Source organism: Gemmata algarum, assembly GCF_034097035.1.
In the GTDB taxonomy this organism is placed as follows: domain Bacteria; phylum Planctomycetota; class Planctomycetia; order Gemmatales; family Gemmataceae; genus Gemmata; species Gemmata algarum.
In genome coordinates this window covers 101,711-122,812 of the sequence record NZ_JAXBLV010000189.1, presented here as the reverse complement: position 1 = coordinate 122,812, position 21,102 = coordinate 101,711, and the positions used below count along the sequence as shown (strand labels likewise).

General features: G+C 69.5%; 14 protein-coding genes. 10 read left to right on the top strand and 4 right to left on the bottom strand.

The window, feature by feature from the left end; genetic code table 11:
- Positions 1 to 22: 22 nt before the first annotated feature.
- Positions 23 to 922, bottom strand: coding sequence for a sterol desaturase family protein (locus R5W23_RS18790; protein ID WP_261188143.1), 900 nt, complete (start codon positions 920 to 922; stop codon positions 23 to 25).
- Between the two features lie 636 nt (positions 923 to 1,558).
- On the opposite strand from R5W23_RS18790, the gene R5W23_RS18785 reads away from it, so the two are divergent.
- Both R5W23_RS18785 and R5W23_RS18780 read left to right on the top strand, forming a co-directional pair.
- Complete coding sequence (locus R5W23_RS18785; RefSeq protein ID WP_320687611.1) at positions 1,559 to 4,384, top strand: DUF1553 domain-containing protein; 2,826 nt, start codon at positions 1,559 to 1,561, stop codon at positions 4,382 to 4,384.
- 213 nt (positions 4,385 to 4,597) lie between these two features.
- A complete protein-coding gene (locus R5W23_RS18780) occupies positions 4,598 to 6,025 on the top strand; it encodes a DUF1501 domain-containing protein (protein WP_320687610.1) in 1,428 nt (475 codons plus the stop codon).
- Between the two features lie 344 nt (positions 6,026 to 6,369).
- Here R5W23_RS18780 and R5W23_RS18775 read toward each other — a convergent pair whose 3' ends face one another.
- Positions 6,370 to 7,341 carry an alpha/beta hydrolase family protein gene (locus tag R5W23_RS18775; protein ID WP_320687609.1) on the bottom strand — a complete coding sequence of 324 codons (972 nt, stop codon included), beginning with the start codon at positions 7,339 to 7,341 and terminating at the stop codon, positions 6,370 to 6,372.
- Positions 7,342 to 7,539: 198 nt separating this feature from the next.
- Between R5W23_RS18775 and R5W23_RS18770 the strand changes: the two genes are divergently transcribed.
- Positions 7,540 to 9,591 (top strand): LamG domain-containing protein, encoded by a 2,052-nt coding sequence (locus tag R5W23_RS18770; protein WP_320687608.1) that lies wholly within the window; start codon positions 7,540 to 7,542, stop codon positions 9,589 to 9,591.
- A 313-nt stretch (positions 9,592 to 9,904) separates the two neighbouring features.
- Here R5W23_RS18770 and R5W23_RS18765 read toward each other — a convergent pair whose 3' ends face one another.
- Complete coding sequence (locus tag R5W23_RS18765; protein ID WP_320687607.1) at positions 9,905 to 11,089, bottom strand: hypothetical protein; 1,185 nt, start codon at positions 11,087 to 11,089, stop codon at positions 9,905 to 9,907.
- Between the two features lie 169 nt (positions 11,090 to 11,258).
- Between R5W23_RS18765 and R5W23_RS18760 the strand changes: the two genes are divergently transcribed.
- The 4 genes from R5W23_RS18760 (at position 11,259) to R5W23_RS18745 (ending at position 17,664) form a co-directional block, all read left to right on the top strand.
- Positions 11,259 to 11,885, top strand: coding sequence for an RNA polymerase sigma factor (locus R5W23_RS18760; protein WP_261188149.1), 627 nt, complete (start codon positions 11,259 to 11,261; stop codon positions 11,883 to 11,885).
- Positions 11,886 to 11,982: 97 nt separating this feature from the next.
- Positions 11,983 to 15,519, top strand: a complete 3,537-nt coding sequence (locus R5W23_RS18755; protein WP_320687606.1) for a WD40 repeat domain-containing serine/threonine protein kinase — start codon at positions 11,983 to 11,985, stop codon at positions 15,517 to 15,519.
- Between the two features lie 314 nt (positions 15,520 to 15,833).
- Positions 15,834 to 16,226, top strand: coding sequence for an RNA recognition motif domain-containing protein (locus R5W23_RS18750; RefSeq protein WP_261188151.1), 393 nt, complete (start codon positions 15,834 to 15,836; stop codon positions 16,224 to 16,226).
- Between the two features lie 391 nt (positions 16,227 to 16,617).
- Positions 16,618 to 17,664: an MBL fold metallo-hydrolase gene (locus tag R5W23_RS18745; protein ID WP_320687605.1), complete on the top strand. Its 1,047-nt coding sequence runs from the start codon at positions 16,618 to 16,620 to the stop codon at positions 17,662 to 17,664.
- Between the two features lie 364 nt (positions 17,665 to 18,028).
- Here R5W23_RS18745 and R5W23_RS18740 read toward each other — a convergent pair whose 3' ends face one another.
- Positions 18,029 to 18,496, bottom strand: coding sequence for a hypothetical protein (locus tag R5W23_RS18740; RefSeq protein ID WP_320687604.1), 468 nt, complete (start codon positions 18,494 to 18,496; stop codon positions 18,029 to 18,031).
- A 139-nt stretch (positions 18,497 to 18,635) separates the two neighbouring features.
- Between R5W23_RS18740 and purE the strand changes: the two genes are divergently transcribed.
- The 3 genes from purE (at position 18,636) to R5W23_RS18725 (ending at position 21,005) form a co-directional block, all read left to right on the top strand.
- Entirely contained in the window at positions 18,636 to 19,181 is a 546-nt protein-coding gene (gene purE / locus R5W23_RS18735; RefSeq protein WP_010052236.1) for a 5-(carboxyamino)imidazole ribonucleotide mutase, read from the top strand.
- A gap of 25 nt (positions 19,182 to 19,206) precedes the next feature.
- Positions 19,207 to 20,307 carry a 5-(carboxyamino)imidazole ribonucleotide synthase gene (locus R5W23_RS18730; RefSeq protein WP_320687603.1) on the top strand — a complete coding sequence of 367 codons (1,101 nt, stop codon included), beginning with the start codon at positions 19,207 to 19,209 and terminating at the stop codon, positions 20,305 to 20,307.
- Between the two features lie 239 nt (positions 20,308 to 20,546).
- Positions 20,547 to 21,005, top strand: coding sequence for a hypothetical protein (locus R5W23_RS18725; protein WP_320687602.1), 459 nt, complete (start codon positions 20,547 to 20,549; stop codon positions 21,003 to 21,005).
- Positions 21,006 to 21,102 lie beyond the last annotated feature (97 nt).

Here is a 21,102-nt window from a genome sequence, read left to right as displayed (position 1 = left end):
CTGACGCCCCGCCGCGGGAGCCCTACGCCGGCGGGGGCGGCGCCGTTCCCGGTAGGTGCGAACCCTCGTGCCCGGTCGCCTCTTCGTGCTGCGTGTTGAGCCGGCGGAACGGGTACGCGAGTTGGCCGAGGAGCGTTTCGGGCGGCGGGTCGTGGTTCACCCCGAACTGCACCGGCTCACGTTTCGGGAAGTGGGCGGTACCGAACAGCAGGTCCCAGAGCGGGAACATGCCCGCGAAGTTCTTGTCCAGCCCCTCCTCGTCCCGCGTGTGGTGCCAGCGGTGGTACCGCGGGCTGACGATCACCCACCGGAACGGCCCGTAGTCCCAGTTCAGGTTCGAGTGCAGCACGATCACGAAGAACACCAGCACCGGCACCACGATCAGGATCGCCTTGGCCGACAGGCCGACCAGTACCACTGGCACCACTTGGCACAGCCGGGTGATGAAGTCGTTCACCGGGTGCATCCGGGCCGACGCGAGCCAGTTCATGTGCTCCGGGCTGTGGTGGATCGCGTGGAACCGCCACGCCCGCGACACGTGGAACCAGCGGTGCGTCCAGTAGTCCACGAAGTCGGCGAGCACCAGGATCTCGATCGTCTGGAGCCACAGCGGCTGGCGCCCGAGCGGTCCGAACCCGTCGAGGACACTTTCGTCGAGCGGCCAGCCCAGGGCGGCGCACGCGGCCAGCCCGATCAGACACACCGCGAGCTTCGAGACGATCTGGATCACCAGCGGGTTGATGAACCAGTACGTCACGTTCAGCAGCAGCGCGCGCCGCGGGACCTGTTGCGCCGGATGAGCCGGAAACAGGCGCTCCAGCAGCGTGAAGGCCGCGGGCATCACCGCAGCCAGCATCAGCATTTTCGACCAGGTCGGCAAGGCGCCGATCTGGTCTAGCAAGTTGAAGACGGTTTCGGTCATGACTGGTCTGTGGGTCTCTGGGCGGCGACGCAGCGGCTCCTGCCCCGAATCGGTTCCGACCCGACCTGAATACTAGCCGGGGGCGCGCTCAACGGGAATGGCTCTCGTAAGCATCTTCGAGAGCAATCCGGCCGACGTTTGAAAGCGCGGCGTTTCAACCGGCATGTACGGCTCAAGTCGTGCCGCCGGCGCGCGCACATGGTTTTCCCCTTGTCAGGAATTCGCCCATTCGCGCCTGACATTTATGAATGCGATCGGTAGGCCGATCAGGTTCCACGTCGGGCGCGCCAGTGCTGGCATCTTTGATGCCACCCGTCGGTCGAGAAGGGAACGTCGGTTGCCGAGAAGGGAGCGGGGCCAAATGGAGACGCCGGCACCGCGGGTCGGTTTCCGGAGAATTGTGTCGGATTCTTGAACCGTTCCCGATATGAGTGATTCGCGCGGAACGTTGTTCGGTGCCACGCCCTCAAAAGCACCGTACTCGATCGGTGGTTCGTGGGGCGCCGGCCCGCACCCGTAATCCGAACTCAGAACGAAGGATTCCTGATGCGTTCGGGGGACGGATCGGCGATACTGAGGTGACCTCCGGTTCGCGCTCTCGCTTCCAGCAGAACCTCCCGCTGCACGGTGTTCGCGATGCGATTCGCTGCTCTCTCTCCAGTCGTGCTGCTCGCGGCGCTGGTTCCCGCCGTGCCGCTCGCGGCGTCCGACCCGCCCAAACCACTCACGCCGGCCGAAACCGAGTTCTTCGAGAAGAAGATCCGGCCGGTCCTCGCCCAGCACTGCGCGAGCTGTCACTCCGCCGACGCCGAGAAGAACAAGAAGCTCAAGGGGAGCCTGTTTGTCGATTCGCGCGACGGGTTGCTCAAAGGGGGCGACAGCGGGCCGTCGGTCGTTGCTGGCAAGCCGGGCGAGAGCCTGCTGCTCAAGACGATGAGGTACGACGGCGACCTCCAGATGCCGCCCAAGGGCAAACTGCCGGACGCCGTCATCAAGGACTTCGAGAAGTGGATCGCGATGGGCGCTCCGGACCCGCGCGGCGCCTCCGACGCACCCAAGAAGCAGATCGGGCTGAGCCTCGAAGAGGGGCGCAAGTTCTGGGCCTACAAGCTCCCCGCTCCGGCCGCGGTGCCGGACGTGCGGGCCGATAAGGCCGAGGTCCGCAACGAGATCGACAACTTCGTGCTTGCGGCGCTCGAAAAGAAGGGGCTCAAGCCCGCCAAAGAAGCCGACCGCGCGACCCTCGCCCGCCGACTGTACTACGACCTCACCGGGCTGCCTCCGGCGCCCGAAGAGGTCGATGCGTTCGTCAACGCGAAGACCGCCGACGCTTACGAAAAGCTGGTCGATAAGCTCCTCGCGTCGCCGCAGTTCGGCGAGCGCTGGGGCCGGCACTGGCTCGACATCGCGCGATACGCCGAGTCGGTCACCCTCCGCGGGCTCGTGTTCAAGGAGGCCTGGCGCTACCGCGACTACGTCATCGACAGCTTCAACGCCGATAAGCCCTTCGACCGGTTCGTGCGCGAGCAACTGGCGGGCGACCTCCTTCCCGCCACCGACAGCGCCGACCGGACCCGCAACCTGATCGCCACGACGTTCCTGCAACTCGGCAACACGAACCTCGAAGAGCAGGACAAGAAGCAACTCCGAATGGACGTGGTGGACGAGCAGCTTGACGTTATCACAAAGGGGTTCCTGGCGCAGACCGTCACCTGCGCGCGGTGCCACGACCACAAGTTCGACCCGATCCCCACCAAGGACTACTACGCCCTCGCCGGCATCCTCCGCAACGTGAAGGCGCTGGAGAACGCTAACGTGTCGAAGTGGGTGGAGGTGCCGCTGCCCGCCACGCCGGAAGCCGAAGCCGCGCTGAAGAGGCACGAGAACGCCGTCGCCGCGCTCCAGACCAAGATCGCCGCCGCAAAAGCGAAGGGCGGGCCGAAGGTCGCGAGCGGCGTGCTGGCGGTCAAGGACGTGGTCGGGGTCGTGGTGGACGACGCGCAGGCGAAGAAGGTCGGGGCGTGGACCGCTTCGACGTTCAACGCGACCTACATCGGTGCCGGATACGTTCACGACGGCAACGCCGGCAAAGGCGAGAAGACGCTGACCTTCCAGCCCGAGAACCTGCCGCCGGGCAAGTATGAGGTGCGGCTCGCCTACTCCGGCGGCGCGAGCCGCGCCGACAAGGTGCCCGTCCACATCAACAGTGCGGACGGCGAAAAAGAGCTGTTCGTGGACATGAAGAAGGCGCCGCCGATCGAAGGCCGGTACGTCTCGCTCGGCGAGTTCCGGTTCGAGAAGGGCGGACTGGCCTACGTCCTCGTGTCGAACGAGGACACGAAGGGGCACGTCTGCCCGGACGCGGTGGTGTTCCTGCCGCTCGACAAGAAGGAGCAGGGGAAGGACGATAAGCCGGTCCCGAAGAGCCCTGCCGATGACGTGAAGGCGCTCGAGGCGGAACTGAAGAAGCTTCAGGACAGTGGCCCGAAGCGCGACCTGACGATGTCGGTCATCGAAGAGAAGGCGATCGAGGACACAAAGGTTCACGTTCGCGGTAACGTCCACAACCTCGGCGAGCCGGCGCCGCGCGGGTTCCTCTCGGTGGCCCTGCACGGCACCCCGCCTGTCGTTCCCAAGGCCCAGAGCGGGCGCAAGGAACTCGCGGAGTGGATCGCCTCAAGGGACAACCCGCTCACGGCGCGAGTGTACACGAACCGGGCGTGGCACTGGCTGTTCGGCGCGGGGCTCGTGCGGACCGTGGACAACTTCGGCGTGACGGGGGAAGTGCCGTCGAACCCGGAACTGCTCGACCACCTCGCAGCCAAGTTCCAGGGCACGTGGAGCGTCAAGGAGTTGGTGCGATACATCGTGCTGAGCCGCACGTACCGCCAGAGTACGACCGGTGACGCCGCCACCGCCGCAGCCGACCCGGAGAACCGTCTGTACGGTCGCGCGAACCGGCGGCGACTCGAAGCCGAAGCGATCCGGGACACCGTTCTGGCGGTGAGCGGCCAACTCGACCCGGCCCGCGGCGGGCAAACGTTCCCGGCTGCGCTGGCGGCCGACTATGCATTCAAAGCGAACTCGCTGCGCCGCAGCGTGTACCTCCCGCAGTTCCGCAACGCGTTTCCGGAGATGCTCGAAGCGTTCGACGCCGCCGACCCGAGTACGGTGACGGGCCAGCGCAACACCGGGACCGTCGCCCCGCAAGCGCTGTTCATGATGAACCACCCGTTCGTACTGGAACAGTCGAAGGCCGCCGCGGCGCGGCTCCTCGGCGAATCACACGCGGACGACACCGCCCGTGCCACCCGCGCGTACCGGCTCGCGCTCGGCCGCGTCCCGACCGACGGCGAGCGCGATGTTGCACTGCGGTTCCTCAAGGGCAAATCCGATAAGGACGCCTGGGCCGCCGTGTTCCACGCGCTGTTTGCGTCCGCCGAGTTCCGCTACGTGAATTAATGCAGGAAGAGTTTTTGACAGAATCAATAGAGTAATAAGAAATATATTGTTGAACTCGATCCTGTTGAAAATGCAGGAAGAGTTTTTGACAGGATCAACAGGATAGACAGGATAAGAAGGAAGATATTGTTGAATTCGATCCTGTCTATCCTGTTGATCCTGTCAAAAACTCTTTGACTTCCGCTGCCATTCCCACTCCGCGTGAGAGCCGAGATGCTGCCGACCTTCTCCCGTCGCGAATGGCTGAGCCGCACCGGCTGCGGCTTCGGCGCGATGGCCCTTGCCGGGCTCGCGGCCCAGGAGTCCCGCGCCGCGGCCCCGGTCATCAACCCGCTGGCTCCGAAGGCCGGGCACCACCCGGCCCGGGCGAAGCGGGTGATCTTCCTGTTCATGCAGGGCGGGGTGTCGCACGTCGATTCCTACGATTACAAGCCGGTCCTCGATAAGGAGGACGGCAAGCAGATCAAGTTCGACGACGCCCGGGTGATCGCGAACACCGGGATGCGCGGCAGCACGCAGCGGGTGATGAAGCCGCTGTGGAAGTTCGCCCCGCGCGGCCGAACCGGGAAGTGGGCGTCCGACCTGTTCCCCGCGGTGAACGAGGTGATCGACGACCTGTGCTTCGTCCACTCGATGCGCACGGAGGGGGTGGCGCACGGGCCGGCGACGCTGTTCCTGCACTGCGGCTCGACGAACTTCGTGCGCCCGAGCATGGGCTCGTGGGTGCTGTACGGGCTGGGCAGCGAGAACGCCAACCTGCCGGGGTTCGTGAGCATCGCGCCGTCCGCCGGCAACGGCGGCGCGCGAAACTACGGCAACGCCTTCATCCCCGCGATCTACCAGGGCACGCCGGTGGGGCGGGCCGGCGCCCCCGCCAGCGAGGCGACGATCCGCAACCTGGTGCCCGGGCTGTCGCCGACCGCGGCCGAAGAACACTTCAACCTGCTCCGCGAACTCAACGCCGAACAACTGAAGCAGAGGCCCGGCGACGCCGAACTGGAGGCGGTCGCCGCGTCCTACGAGCTGGCGTGGCGGATGCAGAAGAACGCCCCGGACGTGATGGACATCAGCAAGGAAACGAAGGAGACGCACAAGCTGTACGGGGTCGGCGCGAAGGAGACCGACAACTTCGGCAAGCAGTGCCTGATGGCGCGGCGGCTGAGCGAGGCCGGGGTCCGGTTCGTGCAGGTGACCTACGGCGACAACTCGGCCAACCCGGCGTGGGATCAGCACTCGAACCTGCCGAAGCACGGCGATCACGCCCGCGCCGTCGATCGACCGATCGCGGGGTTGCTCGCGGACCTGAAGCGCCGGGGGCTACTCGAAGACACGATCGTGTGGTGGGGCGGGGAGTTCGGGCGGACGCCCTACGCGGAGAAGAACGGCACGGGTCGCGACCACAACCCGGGCGGGTTCACGGTGTGGCTCGCCGGCGGCGGGTTCAAGCCGGGGCTCTCGTTCGGCGCGACCGACGAGTTCGGCGCGCAGGCGGTGACCGACAAGGTCCACATGCACGACCTGCACGCGACGATCCTGCACCAGCTCGGGCTGAACCACGAGAAGCTGACCTTCAAGTACGCCGGCCGCGACTTCCGGCTCACCGACGTTCACGGGCACGTCGTGAAGGAACTGCTGGGGTGACACCGAATCCAGTGGTTTCCAGCTCGCACCACCGTTCTGGCCGTTGAGTGTGGTCCGCTCACCCCGTGAGCGGCTGCTCTGCGTACCCGATCCGCTCCGGTATCATCGGCTCCGTCGTTGTGTGCAACGCGCCTCCGAGGCGCCGAGCGACCGCTCACGGAGTGAGCGGACCACACTCAAAACCAGCGCACCGTTCCGAGGTGCGAACTTGAAACGACTCAAATCCGGTTAACGAGTGACGGCTCGGCGTGTGAGAGTCGATCAACGATGGCTTTTTCTCCGGAGCGGTACCGCCTGCTCGCGCCCGCACCTCGTCCGCAGAACGCGCCCCGCACTCCGTCGAGCTATTTGGTCTGGAAGTGACCGCGCAGCTCGCGGAGGATCGACATCGAGTACAGCCCGGCGCTGACGTGCCCGGCCTCGAGCCACACGATCCGCTGTTTACCGGTCGCCTCCCACAGCGCGGTCGCGGCCTTCGCGGGGACCACGTCATCGTTCGTTGCGGCGATCATGAGGAGGTTCTTGTCCTTCAGCCGGGGCGCGTAGGTGAGCGGATCGACCGGGGCGATGAGCCGCTTCACGAGGCCCTTCCCGCCGACCGCGTCGAGCGCCTTGCGCACGTCCTGGCCTTTCGGGTGGTCGTAGTACGCGTCCACCAGCCCGCCGCCGCCCAGCACCATGCACACGTTCTTCACCCGCGGCTCGTTGGCCGACGTGAGCGCGGTGAGGAAGCTGCCGAGGCTCGTGCCCACCATGCCGAGCCGGTCGGCGTCGACCTCGTCGCGCCCCGCGAGCCACGCGAGCGCGCACCGGCAGTCCATCACGCCCTGCCGGATGCCCGTGAGCGTGCGCGGGATGTTGGTCGATACGAGCTTCGCCTTGCTGTCGGGGGCGCGGCGCTGGTTGTAGTGCGGGAGGACGACCACGAGCGCCGCGACGCCGTTCTGGGCGAGCCACATCGCCTCGCCGCGGGCGATGCGCTGGTTCCCCTGCATGATGTCGAGCACCACGACCGCGGGGAACTTGCCCGCCGCGGCGGGGACGAAGTACTCCGCGTAAACGGTGTTGTTCTCGGGCACGTCCGACGGGAGGGGGGACGGGAACGTGAGGTCGTAAACGGTGACGCCGCTGTGGCGGAGGTGGTAGCGGTCGGAGAGCCGAAACGTGCCCTGGTACGGCTGCTGGAAGCGGTACCCCTCGGCGATCGGCGTCTTCTCGGGGTCCGCCGGCACGGACAGCGTGCCCGTGGCCTCGGCCCCCCGTGCAAAGGCGTGGGAACCGAGCGCGACGGCGAGAGCGAGTGTGAGGCGTGACATGCGCGGCCCCGCGTCCGTGGATCGTACACCTTCATGGTACGCGCGGCCGCGCCGGCGCTCAACAACGAAGCCGCAGCGGCGGCGGGTTGGGGCGGGGGCCGTGCCCGCCCGGCGAAGCCGGCCCAATTCGGTGGCCCGTCGCCCGTGCCAAACGGTAAGATGTAACCTGTCCGCGCGCCACCGCACGAGGTCCCATCGATGTCGATCGAGTTCGCCTGCCCGACCTGTAGCGGTACGCTGCGCGTGGACGACGACTCCGCCGGCCGGTTGATCCGGTGCGGCGAGTGCTTGACCACGCTTCGGGTGCCCGACGCGGCAGCCGCGAACGCGGCGGCGGACGGGTTCCCGGAGCCCTCTGCGGCGGCCCCGAGTCCGGACGACCCGTTCGGGGGCACTCCGGCGCCGCTGGCGGCGGCTGTGCCGGTGTCCCGCCCCCGCCCCCGCGCCCGCGTTCGTACTGACAGCGACCGTGAACCGGATCGGGACCCCGACCGCCCGCGCCGTCGGCGCCGGCCGCCGCCCCCGCCCGGGCGCGGCCCGCTGTTCTGGTTGGCCCTCGTGGGCGGGTTGGGTGCGTTACTGGTTTGCCTGTGCTGCGGCGGGCTGTACGTGGCGGTCCCGGGGGCGAAGTGGCGCGACCACCGGTCCGAAAACGGCGGGTTCAAGGTGGAACTGCCGGCCGCGCCCCGCAAGGACATGGACCAGATCGCCGGGAACAACCCCGATCCGAACATGACCACGGAGGGCACCATCCTGTTCCGGGCGCTCGAGGAGTACGCGATCGTTTACGGCAACATCTCCCCGCAAGAGCGCCAACTGCTGAGCGACAAGGATCGCATCGACGCGGCGGTTCAGGCGATGAAGACCAGCGGCGAGGTGCGGTCGATCGTGAGCCAGAAAGACATCACGGTGAACGGGTTCCCGGGCCGCGAGGTGGAGTTCAGTGGCCAGGGCGGCGGGCACTACGGGGTGCGCGTCGTCGTCGCCGAGGGCCGGGTGTACGTGCTGGTGGCCGGGGGCAAGTTCACTCAACCGGGCAACGCCAACGTGCGCCGGTTCCTGGACTCGTTCGAGATCACCGACCCGGCGCTGAAAGCGGCGGGGCAGAAGCGGATCGACGCCGAGCAGGCGCGTGTGGCCGCCGCCGAGCGCGCGGCCCGGGCGCGTGAGCTGGAGGAGGCACGGGACGGGAGCTTGGCGGCGGTGCGCGAAACGTTCGCCGCGGCCGAGGGCGAGCGGCGCGAGGTGTTCCGCGCGATCGAGGCCGCCGCTCGTCGGCAGCGCGACATCGGCGCCGCTGGCGAACTGAGTACCGAAACCACCATCGACCTGGGAGAGGTGGCCCAGCGGGCTGCGACCGAGACCCTCAAGGCCGTGCGGACCGGGGCCGAAGGGGCCGCGGCGGCGGCCCTTGCGATCGGGGAGCGCGAGAGGCGGTTCGCGACGTTCGTGTCCGGCCCGGGGCGGTACACCGGGCGCCCGCCGGAACTGCCCGCCGAGCCGGCGCTGCGGCTCACGTTCGACGGCACCGCCGAGCAGCGCGTCACCGCGGCGCCGGACGGCAAGCGGTTCCCCGTGCCGGCCGGCGCCGTCTTCGCCGAAGGGCCGAGCGGCACCGCCCTCTACCTGCCGCCCGGCACCCGAGCGGATCTGATCGCGCTGCCACCGGTCGGGACGCTCACGCGCGGGTCGGCGCTCACCGTTTCGGCGTGGGTGAAGACCACGGCCCCGGACATTGAGGTGTTCCGGTTCGGGTGCCAGGGTAAAGTGCGCTGGGACACGCTCTCGGTGCGCGTTACCGGGACGCTGACGTATGTGCAAGAGATCGATAACCTGCCGGAGCGGTTCGCCAAACTCTCCGCGCCCTCGATCGCGGACGGCCGCTGGCACCACGTCGCGGTCACGCGCGAGGAGGTCGCGGCGCCCCGGCGCGGCGAGCAAACGACCTTCTACGTGGACGGCAAGCAGGTGGGCCGGTCCGTCGGGGCCGGCGGACCGGATCGGACGGCGGCGTTCTGTCCGCTGGCCCTGGGTATTCCACCGGTGAAACGCCCCGTCGTACCGGGTGGGATCGTCGGGCCGGGCGGCCCGCCTGTGCCGGGTAGCGTTATCGTTCTCGATGACGTGCTGAACTTCGCGGTCGATGAGGTGTGCGTGTTCGCGGAGGTGCTGAGCGAGTCCGCGGTCCGCAAACTCGCCGGGGTGCCCTCGCTTCCGGTGGCTCCGGCCCCGCGCCCCGCAGGCAAGTGATCTGTTCACAGTCCGGCGGTGGGTGCCTGTTTTGGCTGCTGTCTGTGCCACAAGAAACAGGCACACGCCGCCGGATCGCGTATTGGAACGTGTGGCGGAATGGACCCCGCATGGGATATCACTGCTGCCCGAGGCGGGGAGCACCAACACTCGATATGGGGCCAGAAGATTTTGACAGGATAGACAGGGCCTCAAACCAATCTGTCTTTATCCCGTCTATTTGATCCTGTCAAAACTTGTCTTCGTGAGCACGAGGCGCGCATGGGCTGAAACGGTGCCGCACGCATCCGCCCATTCCACCCGCTACCCGTTCTCAAGCCCCCCTTGCGGCGATCAGGCTCGCGAGGAACCCGACCGAGTCGCCGCGGGCCTTCGCCGCGTCCGCGAGCGCGCCGTAATCGCCGGCCCGGCGCGCCAGCTCGTTCACCCCGGGGCAGATCAGGTTGCGGTCGTCCTCCGCGAGCAGGAACCGTTTCGCGGCGTCGAGCGCGTCGCGTGAGCGGCCCGTTTTGAGGAGCAGGTTCACGTACACCTGCGCCGCGTAGGTCGCCCCCTCGGCCGCCTCGCGCGCGGCCTTGGCCGCGAACCGCGCCAGGCCCTCCTCCACCTGCTCGCCCGCGATCACGTTGAGGTACGCGAGGTAGTCGTCGTAGTTCTCCTCGAACGGCGCGTCGTTGTGCCCCTGAAGGTTCGGCGCGAGCTTGCGCCCGTAGGCGCACAGCCCGCGGGCGCAGTCGAGCGCCGGGCCGGGCGCGAGGTGCGTGCTCATCTGCACCACGCTCGACAGGTGCGACGTGTCGATGTGGTACGCGTCCTCGGCGAACAGGTCCGGGTGCAGTTCGACCAGCCGCGCCACCGGGAGCGGTTCGGCGAGCGCCACGCCCCGCGCCGTCAGGTCGCTGGTGAGGCGCTCGGTGAGCTGGGCGTGCAGCGCCGTCGCCAGCCGCGCGACGCAGTAGTCGCGCAGGTCCGCGTTCGCGCCCAGGTCGGACCCGCTCACCATCGTGATGGCCGAACAGATGCCGTGCCGGTCGAGCACGAGGTCGAACCCCTTCTTCGGCAGCACCCCGCCCTGCCACGCCACCTCGATGACCGGGTACACGTCGTCGTCCGGCCCGGGGGCGTAGGCGGCCAGCGCCGCGCGCACCGGCTCGGGCTCGTCGAGCATGCGGAAGAACGCCCACGCCTTCGAGAACTCCTTGCGCTCCAGGAGCAGCCCGCCCACGTGGCGCGCGGCGGCGCGGATGGCGTCCTCGTAGGGCGCGTGGGTGTGCGCCGGGAGGTCGCCCGCCGCGCCGGTCGGGAACGGGGACACGCCGAGCCCGATGCGCGCTTTCATCAGCAGCGCGTAGAACAGCCCCTGGAAGTCCTCGGCGGCGCGCAGCGCGGCGATCAGCTCGTCGGCCGCGGCGGCCGGGCCGTCGGCCGTGAGGGTCGCGGCGAGTTTGTCGAGGGCGGCGCCGCCGAGCGCGGGCGCGGGTTCTGCGGGGTCGTACATGGGAACGGTTCCGGCGCACCGGCGCGGGCGGGGTGGTGGGTGAGTCCAGTGTAGCGAGAACGCCGGACCGAAAGAAGCCGGCGCGGGCCGCGGCCCTTTCGGGTGCGCGGGCGAGTCGTTAGAATGATTCGGGCCTTTTCGCGTGTACTCATCGCCCGGGAGCGCTGGTATGAGCGCCGACTCCGCCGACACGACGCGCGTGACGCTGCTCCACCGGCTCCACCAGAACCCGGCGGACCAGCTCTCGTGGGGCGAGTTCTTCCGCACCTACAGCCCCGCCATCCGCGGGTGGCTGCTGCACTGGGGGCTCCAGGAGGCCGATGCCCAGGACGTGGCGCAGAACGTCCTGATGCGGCTCACGAAGAAGCTCCCGCAGTTCAAGTACGACCCGGCGAAGAGCTTCCGCGGGTGGCTCAAGACGCTGACGCACCACGCCTGGCACGACTTCGTCACGGAGGCCGGGTACCGGACCCGCGGGAGCGGCGACACCAGCGTCCTCGACCAGCTCCAGTCGGTCGAGGCGCGGGAGGACCTCGCCGCCCGGGTCGAAGCGACGTTCGACCGGGAGCTGCTGGAAATGGCACTGGTGCGCGCCCGCGAGCGGGTGGCCGAGAACACCTGGCTGGCGTTCAAGCTGTCGGCGCTCGACGGCGTGGCCCCGCAAACGGTGGCGGACCAGGTCGGCATCCGGGTGTCGCAGGTGTACCTCGCGAAGCACCGGGTGCAGAAGCTCGTTCAGGAAGAGATCCGGGCGCTCGAAGGGGCGGACGGCGAGGACGAGCCCCGCCGCTCGTGAGGCGCGACCGCTTCCGCGGCGCGAGACGCGACGCCACCGGTCGGGCTGAAACCGACGCCACCCCCCTGCCTTCGTACCCCCACCCGACACCTCTCCCATGCCCGACTGCCCTGACGACACCGAACTGGCCGGGTTCCTCAACGATTCGCTCGGGGCGGAGCGGGGCGCGTGCGTGTCGGGCCACGTGGACGGGTGCCCGGCGTGTCAGGCCCGGCTCGACCGGCTCACCGAGCAGACCAGCGGGGCCGTAGCCCGGTACCGCGAGCGGCCCGTGACGGAGCTGCCCGACGCGCGCTCGGGGGACGGCGCGCCGCCCGCGGAGGCGGACACGCAGATCGTCGGCGCCCGGCCGGCGGTCGCGGTGTTCGGCGGCCCGCCGCCGGTGCCCGGGTTCGAGGTGCTCGGGGAGATCGGCCGCGGCGGCATGGGCATCGTGTTCAAGGCCCGGCACCGCCGGCTCAACCGGCTGGTGGCCCTCAAGATGATCCTCTCGGGGACCTCCGACGGCCGCGCGACGCAGCGGTTCCTGTTCGAGGGCGAGGTGCTCGCCCGGGTCCGGCACCCGCAGGTGGTGACCGTGTTCGAGGTGGGCACCTACGAGGGGCCGAACCGCCTCCCGGTGCCGTACCTCGCGATGGAGCTGCTCGAGGGCGGGTCGCTCGGGAGCCGGCTCCGCTCGGTTCACGAGGGGGCGGCCGAGCGGTTCAGCCCGCGCGCCGCCGCCGAACTGCTCGACGGGCTCGCCCGGGCGGTCCACGCCGCGCACCTCCAGGGCGTCGTTCACCGCGACCTCAAGCCGGGCAACATTCTGTTCAGTGCGGGCGACGCCGGGGGGGCGAAAGCGGACAGCGCGTCCGGTTCGGCCACGCCTTCTACCCTTCACTCGTCCGGTCCTAAAGTCACCGATTTCGGGCTCGCGAAGTTCACCCGGGACTCCGGCGCGGACCTGACGCAGACCGGGCAGGTGCTCGGGACCCCGCAGTACATGGCGCCCGAGCAGGCGGCCGGCGCGCGCCAGGTCGGCCCCGCGGCGGACGTGTACGCCCTGGGCACGATCCTGTTCGAGTGCCTCGCCGGGCGCCCCCCGTTCGTCGGCACCGAGCCGATGAGCGTCATGCTCCGGGTGCTCAACGACCCGCCGCCGGACGTGCGCGCTCTGCGGCCGGACGTGCCCCGCGATCTGGCGGCGGTCGTGGCGACGTGCCTCGCGAAAGCGCCGGAGCGCCGGTACCCCTCGGCCGAGGCGCTCGCGGACGACCTGCGCCGGTTCCTCGACGGCCGCCCCACCCAGGCGCGGCCGGTCACGAACCTGGAGCGGCTGTGGCTTTTGGCCCGGCGCAACCCGGCGGTCGCGGGGCTGCTGGCGGCGCTGGCGGCCACGCTGACCGTCGGGTTCGTGGCGGTCGCGGTGCTGTGGGCGCGGGCCGAGGAGCGGGCGCGGACCGAGGCGGGGCTGCGGGAGTTCGCGCAAGCGGCCGGCGCGCGGGCACAGGAGGAGCAGCGGCTCGCCCAGGAGGCCCGCGCCCGCGCCGTGGCCGAGGTCGAGCAGCGGCAGCGGCACGAGGCCCAACTGGAGTTCGCCCGCGGGGCCGAGTGGTGCGAGGACGGGCGCGTGGCGGACGGGCTGGAACTGTTCGTGCGGGCCGTCGACCTCGCCGAAGCCACCGGCGACGCCGCCCTCGCCCGGGTCGCGCGGGTCAACCTCGCGGCGTGGGGGCGGGAGCGGCCGAAGCCGCCGCGCCGGTTCAGGCACACCGAGCAGCCGCGGCTGGTGGCGTTCCACCCCGATGGCAAGCACATGGTGTCCGCCGGGCGCGGCCGCGAGGTGTACCTCTGGGACCTGGGGACCGGCGCGCGGGTCCGGACGTACCGGCCGTCGTTCGACCCGGTCGGCCTGTTGCCCCAGAAGCCGGTCTACTGGACCGTGGGCGTCAGCCCGGACGGGCGGCTGGTCGCCGCGGGCGGCAGCGACGGTGCCGTGACCCTGTGGGAGGCGGACCCGGGCGGGCCGGCGGTGGCCGCTCCCCTCGCGCACTTCAAACTGCCCGACCCGAAGGTGCCGGACGTGAACCTGTGGACCCTGGCGTTCACCGGCCCCCGCACGCTCTGGACCAACGATGGCGCGAACGGGCTGCGGCGGTGGAACCTGACCGACCCGAAGCGGCCGACGAGCGAGCGGTTCATGCCGGGGGGCGGGGCGAGCGCTTCGACGCTCCAGATCCTGGTCGCGTCCCCGGACGGGCGCGCGCTGTACACCGGGGACCGGGCCGGGCGGGTGCGGGCGTGGGACGCCGCGACCGGGGCCGAGCGGCGGAGCTGGCACGTGCGGGGGTGGGTCACCGACGTGGCGGTGTCGCCCGACAACACCCGCTTGGCCGCGGTCGGCACCGGGGGCACCGTGTCGGTTCTCGATCTCACGGACGACCCGAAGGACGACCCGAGCGGGGAGAAGCGGGTGCTCGAGCTGAGCCTGGCGGGGGCGTACGGGAACGGGGTCGCGTTCGCCCCGGCGGGGCCGCAACTGGTGGCGTCCGACGGGGACGGCAACGTGCGGTGCTGGCACCGCGAGACGGGCCAGCCGATGGGGCTCGCGCGGCAGTTCCACGGCGAGGTCACGCGGATGCGGTTCCGGCCGGGCTCGACCGAGTTCGCGGTCCCGGCCGGCGACTCGGTCTACCTGTGCGCGGCCCCGGCCCCGGCCGGGGAGCTGGTGTGGGCCGGCCGCCGGGTGCGGACCCGGGGGCTGGACTTCGCGCCGGGGGGCGGGGCGCTGGCGGTGGCGGACGATTGGGGGTGCGGGGTGATCGACCTCCGCACCCGCGAGGCCCGGGCGCTGGCGTTCGACGGCGAGGCCCTCACGGTCCGGTTCGACCCGGACCCCGCACGGCCGCGGGTGTTCCGCGGGGGGCGGGCCGGGCTCGACCTCTTCGCCCTGCCCGGCGGCACGCGCGGCGCCGGCGGCACTTCGCCCGGGGGGCGGGCCTCGCGCCTCGACTTCCCGCGGGGCGGGGGCGGCGTGTACGCGCTGTCCCCCCTCGTGGTCGCCCGGTACGACCCCGCGACGCTGAAGCGCGCGGCGGTCGCGCGCCCGGCCGCCAAGATCCCGGCGGGCGTGGAACTGACCGCGCTGGCGGTGCGCCCGGACGGGGGCGAGGTGTTCGTTTCGTTCGGGGACAGCGCGGCCGTTCTGCGGGGGGACACGTTGGCGCCGCTCCGCGAGTGGGCCATCGGGGACGAGGTGCTGGACGCCCGGTACACGCCGGACGGGGCCAAGGTCCTGCTCGGCCGGCGGGCCGGGGCGGCGGAGCTGCGCGACGCCCGGAGCGGCGAGCGGGTGCTGCCGCTCATGCCCCACAAGGGCGCGATCACGGGCGTCGCCGTCGCGCCGGACGGGGCCACACTCGTCACCGCCAGCCGCGACGACACGGCCCGGTTCTGGGACGCCGCCACCGGGCTCCCGCTGGGGCCGCCGCTGGTCCACGCCGGCCCGGTGACGCACGTCGCGTATGCGCCCGACGGCCGCCGCATCGCCACCGGCACCGGCGACGGGCACATCACCCTGTGGGACGCGCCCCCGCCGCCGCTGGCTGCCCCGCTGGGCGAGCTGAAGGCGACGTTCGGCGGCGAAGAGTAATATTTTCGTCGGTGGGGTGAATTGGGCTTTTTATTTTCGGTGCGTAGCGTATTATTCTGTGACGGGTGGCGGGTGCCACCTACTCAGGAGCTACGAATCGCTTTGCTGCTATCTGCTTCGACACTTCTTGGTTCTTCGACTCTGAGCTACCCTCACAGCCTCCAAGACAGTCAAGCCGGCCTCGCAGAGTGTGTAGTGGAGCGGCCCCGCGCGTGAAGCCGTGCGGTGTGATCGTTCCCGGTCCGTTCCTGTCCTTTGCGCGGGGGTTCCGCGCGTGTCCTATGCGGGCAGCACGCCCAGAGTTTTGAAGACCTATGGCGAAGAAGTTGTACGTCGGTAACATCTCGTTCCAGACCACCAGCGACGACCTGGTCCAGGCGTTCTCCCAGTACGGCACCGTGCTGGGCGCCCAGATCGTCGCGGACCGCGAAACCGGCCGCAGCCGCGGGTTCGCGTTCGTTGAAATGCACGACGGCGCGGAAGAGGCGATTGCGGCCCTGAACGGGGCCCAGCTCTCCGGCCGCACCCTCACCGTGAACGAAGCCAAGCCCCGCGAAGAGCGTCCGCGTAGCGGCGGCGGTGGTGGTGGCTACGGCGGTGGCGGCGGCGGGTACGGCGGCGGCGGTGGTGGCTACGGCGGTGGCGGCGGTGGTCGCAGCGGTGGCGGTGGTGGCTACGGCGGCGGCGGCCGTCGCGGCGGCTACTAAGTCACGCGGGCCGCGAAAATATTCCGGAAGCCGTTCGATAAGTAGTATGTTCGCCCACCCCTTCCGACGCAAGTGAAGGGGAAAGAAGGAACACGTTTCCGATCAGCCGGGGCCGGCGGCTCACTGGCTACTCCATCTCCTCCGCGCTTCGCGGCCCGTGTAGTCCACGGTCGCGACGTGTGAGCGGAAACCGACTCGCGGGACCAACGGGAAAGATTCCCGTTCGCCCGGAGCGCCGGTACCGCGAGCGGTCGAGAGCGAGTAGTCGGCGAGGCGCCGGCCCCTGGCGCTTTCGCACGTCGCCGTCTAACGTCTGCTGCGCCCCCACCCTTGCGGGTCGATCGCGCCTCGGTTAGGCTTCACCTCCCCGCTCACTTCAGGAAGCCTCATTATGCTGAAGCGATTTGCCCTTCTCGCCGTCGTCGGCTGCGCGCTCGCGCTGGCCATGTACGCGGCCGCAGACAAACCGGCGGAAGGGGCCAAGCAACTGCCCGTGCCGGAGATGAAGTTCAACGATGTTAAGGAGATCGCGCCGGGCGTGTTTTTCCGCTACTCGTCCATCTCGGCCAACGACAAGAACATCCCGTTCGGCGGCAGCAACCACACCTGGGTCGTGTTCAAGGACTACGTGGTGGTGATCGACGCGAACTTTCCGAAGGAAGCCGCGGACGTGATCGCGGACATCAAGAAGACCACCAACAAGCCCATCAAGTACGTGCTGGACACGCACCACCACGGCGACCACGCCTACGGCAACGCGGTGTGGGCCAAGGAGGGGGCCAAGATCGTCGCGCACACGAACGCGGCCCGCCTGATGAAGACCAACGGCCCGAAGCAGTGGGAGGAGGCCGCTAAAGACCGCAAAGACGTCAAGGACAGCGAGCTGAAGCAGGTGGACATCTCGTTTGACGACAAGTACGAGCTGAAGGACGACACGCAGCACGTCGTGTTCATGCACTTCGGGCACATGCACACCGCCGGCGACGCGAGCGCCTACCTGCCCAAGCACAAGATCCTCTGCACCGGGGACGCGTGCGTGAACGGGGCGTTCAACTACATGGGGCACTCGAACTCGGCGAGCTGGATCAAGTGCCTGGAGGCGATGGACAAGCTCGACATCGACCTGATCTGTCCCGGGCACGGCAAGCCGGCCCGCAAGGACCTGATCGCGAAGGAAACGCGCTACTTCACCGAGCTGCGCGACGCGGTGAAGAAGGGCATCGACGCGAAGAAGTCCGTCGAGGACATCACGAAGGGGCTGGACTTCGCGTGGTACAAGGAGTGGACCGGGGTGGGCGTGGTCGAAACCGACATGAACAAGGACAGCGTGAAGCACGTGTACAACGAGCTGCAGGGCAAGATCGACCACGACCGGCTCGGGGCCACCTCCGCGCCGCTCAACTGGCGCCAGCCCCCGACCGGAATCGCATCGCGCTGACGGCGGCGGGCTGCTTCTCGTAACGAGTCGGTGCGGGGCAGCGTCGTTAACTCGCCGACTCGTTCTGAACTTTGTCACTTCCGACGGCAGGCGGAAGTTCCGTCTTTTAAGTTGGTGTGGCCGCGCGGCGGTTTGGCCGTTGAGTGTGGTCCGCTCACTCCGTGAGCGGTGGCTGCGGGCGTCGAATGGGCGTTGCGCACAATAACGGGGGCGGCAAGCCGCGGAGCGAATCGAATGCGCGGGGCGACCGCTCACGGAGTGAGCGGACCACACTCAACGGCCACAACTGCGCGGCGCGAACTTGAAGCTGCTGAATTCAGTTCCCAACTTGGAACCCTGGAACGGTTGGCCGCCCGGCCGCTTTTCAGCCGCCCATCGGGGCGAAGCCGCCGCCGTGGCGCTCGTTCAGCCCCGATTGGAGCGCCCGCAGCCGTTTCTTCGACTCCGCGGCGGCCCGGTTCGAGGTCGCGAACGCGTTGGCCATTTCCTTCGACCCCCGCAGCATTGCGGGGTCGCTGTCCACCATGTCGGCCCGCCGGAGCACTTCGGCCTCGCACCGGATCAGGTCCTGCACGGCCGCGACGAGCGCGTCGTCCACGCCTTCGGGGTTCAACCCGCGCAGCGCCTCGGTCTGGGTGCGCACCAGGCTCACGTACGCCGGTATGTCCTGGCTCGCGGGCTTCTGGGCCAGGATGTTGCTCACCTGGCCCCAGTAGGCGTGCGTCGGGGTGCGGCTCGTGGTCTCGGTCAGCGTGACCGGCTTGGTGAGGAAGCACCCGCACGCGAACACCACGACGCACACCGGAACCGCTCGAAGCGTGAACCCGCGCATGACCCGCCCCTGGCTTGTGTGAGAAGGCCGCCGCTATACCGCGCCGCCCCCCGGGCACAACCCCAAGCGCTTCCCGCGGGGCGCGTTCGCGATACAATCGCCGACTGAGCGCTCGCACCTTCCGACGGACCCGAACCCCATGACCGACGAGCACCCGACCCCGAACTCGCCGTCCTCCGCCAACCCGCCCCCGCGGGTGGGCATCATCATGGGGTCGCACTCGGACTGGAACACCATGCAGCACGCGGCCCGCGTGCTCACGGAGCTACAGATCCCGCACGAGGAGCGGGTGGTGTCCGCGCACCGCACCCCGGACCTGCTGTTCCGCTACGCCGAGCGGGCCGAGGAGCGGGGGCTGGAGGTGATCATCGCCGGGGCCGGGGGCGCGGCCCACCTGCCCGGGATGTGCGCCTCCAAGACCGTGCTCCCGGTGCTCGGCGTGCCGATCGAGTCCGCGGTCCTGCGGGGCGTCGATTCTTTGCTCTCGATCGTGCAGATGCCGTCCGGCGTGCCGGTCGGGACGCTGGCGATCGGCACCGCCGGCGCGGTCAACGCGGCGCTGCTCGCGGCCTCGATCCTGGCGGTTAACACCCCCGCGATTCGCGAGGCCCTGCGCACCTTCCGCAAGGTGCAAACGCAGAAGGTGCTCGACCACCCGAACCCGCGGCAGCCGGCCGCCTCCTGACGCGCGACTCAACACCCCCGGACCCATGAACCTTGGCATTCTCGGCGGCGGTCAACTGGGCCGCATGATCGCACTGGCCGGCTACCCACTCGGGGCGCGCGCGACCGTACTGGAGCCCGGCGCGAACTCGTCCGCGGGGCAGGTGTGCGCCCACCTCCCGGGCGAGTTCGACGACCTCCAGGCGCTGTACCGGCTCGCGCAGGCGTCCGACGTGGTGACGTTCGAGTTCGAGAACGTGCCGGTGGAGGCGGCGCGGTGGCTCGCGGAGCGCGTGCCGGTGTACCCGCCCCCCGGGGCGCTGGAGGTGTCGCAAGAGCGGCTCGCAGAGAAGCAGTTCTTCCGGCGGCTCGGCATCCCGACGCCGCCGTTCGCGGCGATCGAGACGGAGGCCGACTTCCGCGCCGCGGTCGCCGAGATCGGGCTGCCCGCGGTGCTGAAGACGCGCCGGTTCGGCTACGACGGCAAGGGCCAAGCGGTGATCCGCACGCCGCAGGACGCCGACGCCGCGTGGCAGAAGCTCGGCGGCCGGCCGCTGATCCTGGAAGGGTTCGTGCCGTTCGACCGCGAGCTGTCGCTGGTCGCGGTGCGCGGCCGCGACGGGCAGATCGTGACGTACCCGCTGATCGAGAACGTTCACCAGGACGGCATCCTGCACCGCTCGGTCGCGCCCGCACCTGATCTGGGGGAGGAGCTGAGCGAGCGCGCCGCGGAGTTCGCGGCGCGCGTGCTGACCGAACTGAATTACGTCGGGGTGCTGACGATCGAGTGGTTCCAGGAGGGCGCGCGGCTGCTCGCGAACGAGATGGCGCCGCGGGTCCACAACTCCGGCCACTGGACGATCGAGGGGGCGCTGACGAGCCAGTTCGAGAACCACGTCCGCGCGGTGTGCGGGCTGCCGCTGGGGCGCGCCGACGCGGTGGGCTGTTCGGTGATGTACAACTTCATCGGCTCGGTGCCGCCGACGGAGCAGGTGCTGGCGAACCCGGACGCGCACCTGCACCTGTACGGCAAGGGGCCGCGCCCGGGCCGGAAGGTCGGGCACGTCACGTTACGCGCGGCGAGTGCCGCCGAGCTGCACGAGAAGTTGCCCGAGTGGGACGCGCAGTTCGCCCGCGGCCCGCAGTGAGCGAAGGCTTGGAGCTACTGGTGGAACGGACGGGGCGTGACTTCGTTCCGACCCACACGGCCCTCGCGTTCACAAAGAAAGAGGTCTGACAGGATGAACAGGATTCACCGGATGAAGACTGTTTGGCTCGAAATCCTGTTCATCCTGTGAATCCTGTCAAAATCTTCTGGGCTTGCCCATCAAGTCTCGGTGGCGCCCGGTCGTGAGCTTGCAGTGCAGCACCGAGACTGGAGGGGCGTGTGACGATCCGTTCGCGGTTGTGGTTGCTCCTCCCGGCCGTGACATTGTGCGCCGTTGACATCGGGCTGACACTCGCGGGGCAGTCGAGCGGATACTGGTCGGGGCGGTACGAACTGGCACATGAGGCGAACCCGTTCGCGCGTCCGGCTCTGATGCGTGGCCCGGTGACCTTTGCCGCTTTCGGATTCGTATACGCGGCTGTGGTTGCGGCGGTGGTATGCGGGTGGCGTTCGGCGGGTGTGTGGGTGGCGGCGCTGGTGACCGTCGCGCATGCGGTCGGCGGGGCAGGGTGGTTAGTGCGCTTCGGGCCGTGCGGTTGGGGCGCGGCCGTGGCGTTCCTGCTGGCCGCGGCCGAGGGCTCGGCCCGGTGCTGGCGCCGCGCGACCCGGCAGGTCGAACACGGCGGAACGCCTGCGCTGATACCTGATGCGGAACGTTTTGCTGGTAGGAACAGGTAAACTGCTCTTCATTCATCCCGGCTCGGACAAGTTTCTGCTCGTTGATACACCCCGAGTGGCGAACAGGTTATTCTCTCTGGTGGAACTTACCCACCCG

What these genes read in the sequence shown, in the direction of transcription:
- R5W23_RS18790 (WP_261188143.1), bottom strand. Translation starts at nt 922, where the DNA reads ATGACCGAAACCGTCTTCAACTTGCTAGACCAGATCGGCGCCTTGCCG.
- R5W23_RS18785 (WP_320687611.1), top strand. Translation starts at nt 1,559, where the DNA reads ATGCGATTCGCTGCTCTCTCTCCAGTCGTGCTGCTCGCGGCGCTGGTT.
- R5W23_RS18780 (WP_320687610.1), top strand. Translation starts at nt 4,598, where the DNA reads ATGCTGCCGACCTTCTCCCGTCGCGAATGGCTGAGCCGCACCGGCTGC.
- R5W23_RS18775 (WP_320687609.1), bottom strand. Translation starts at nt 7,341, where the DNA reads ATGTCACGCCTCACACTCGCTCTCGCCGTCGCGCTCGGTTCCCACGCC.
- R5W23_RS18770 (WP_320687608.1), top strand. Translation starts at nt 7,540, where the DNA reads ATGTCGATCGAGTTCGCCTGCCCGACCTGTAGCGGTACGCTGCGCGTG.
- R5W23_RS18765 (WP_320687607.1), bottom strand. Translation starts at nt 11,089, where the DNA reads ATGTACGACCCCGCAGAACCCGCGCCCGCGCTCGGCGGCGCCGCCCTC.
- R5W23_RS18760 (WP_261188149.1), top strand. Translation starts at nt 11,259, where the DNA reads ATGAGCGCCGACTCCGCCGACACGACGCGCGTGACGCTGCTCCACCGG.
- R5W23_RS18755 (WP_320687606.1), top strand. Translation starts at nt 11,983, where the DNA reads ATGCCCGACTGCCCTGACGACACCGAACTGGCCGGGTTCCTCAACGAT.
- R5W23_RS18750 (WP_261188151.1), top strand. Translation starts at nt 15,834, where the DNA reads ATGGCGAAGAAGTTGTACGTCGGTAACATCTCGTTCCAGACCACCAGC.
- R5W23_RS18745 (WP_320687605.1), top strand. Translation starts at nt 16,618, where the DNA reads ATGCTGAAGCGATTTGCCCTTCTCGCCGTCGTCGGCTGCGCGCTCGCG.
- R5W23_RS18740 (WP_320687604.1), bottom strand. Translation starts at nt 18,496, where the DNA reads ATGCGCGGGTTCACGCTTCGAGCGGTTCCGGTGTGCGTCGTGGTGTTC.
- purE (WP_010052236.1), top strand. Translation starts at nt 18,636, where the DNA reads ATGACCGACGAGCACCCGACCCCGAACTCGCCGTCCTCCGCCAACCCG.
- R5W23_RS18730 (WP_320687603.1), top strand. Translation starts at nt 19,207, where the DNA reads ATGAACCTTGGCATTCTCGGCGGCGGTCAACTGGGCCGCATGATCGCA.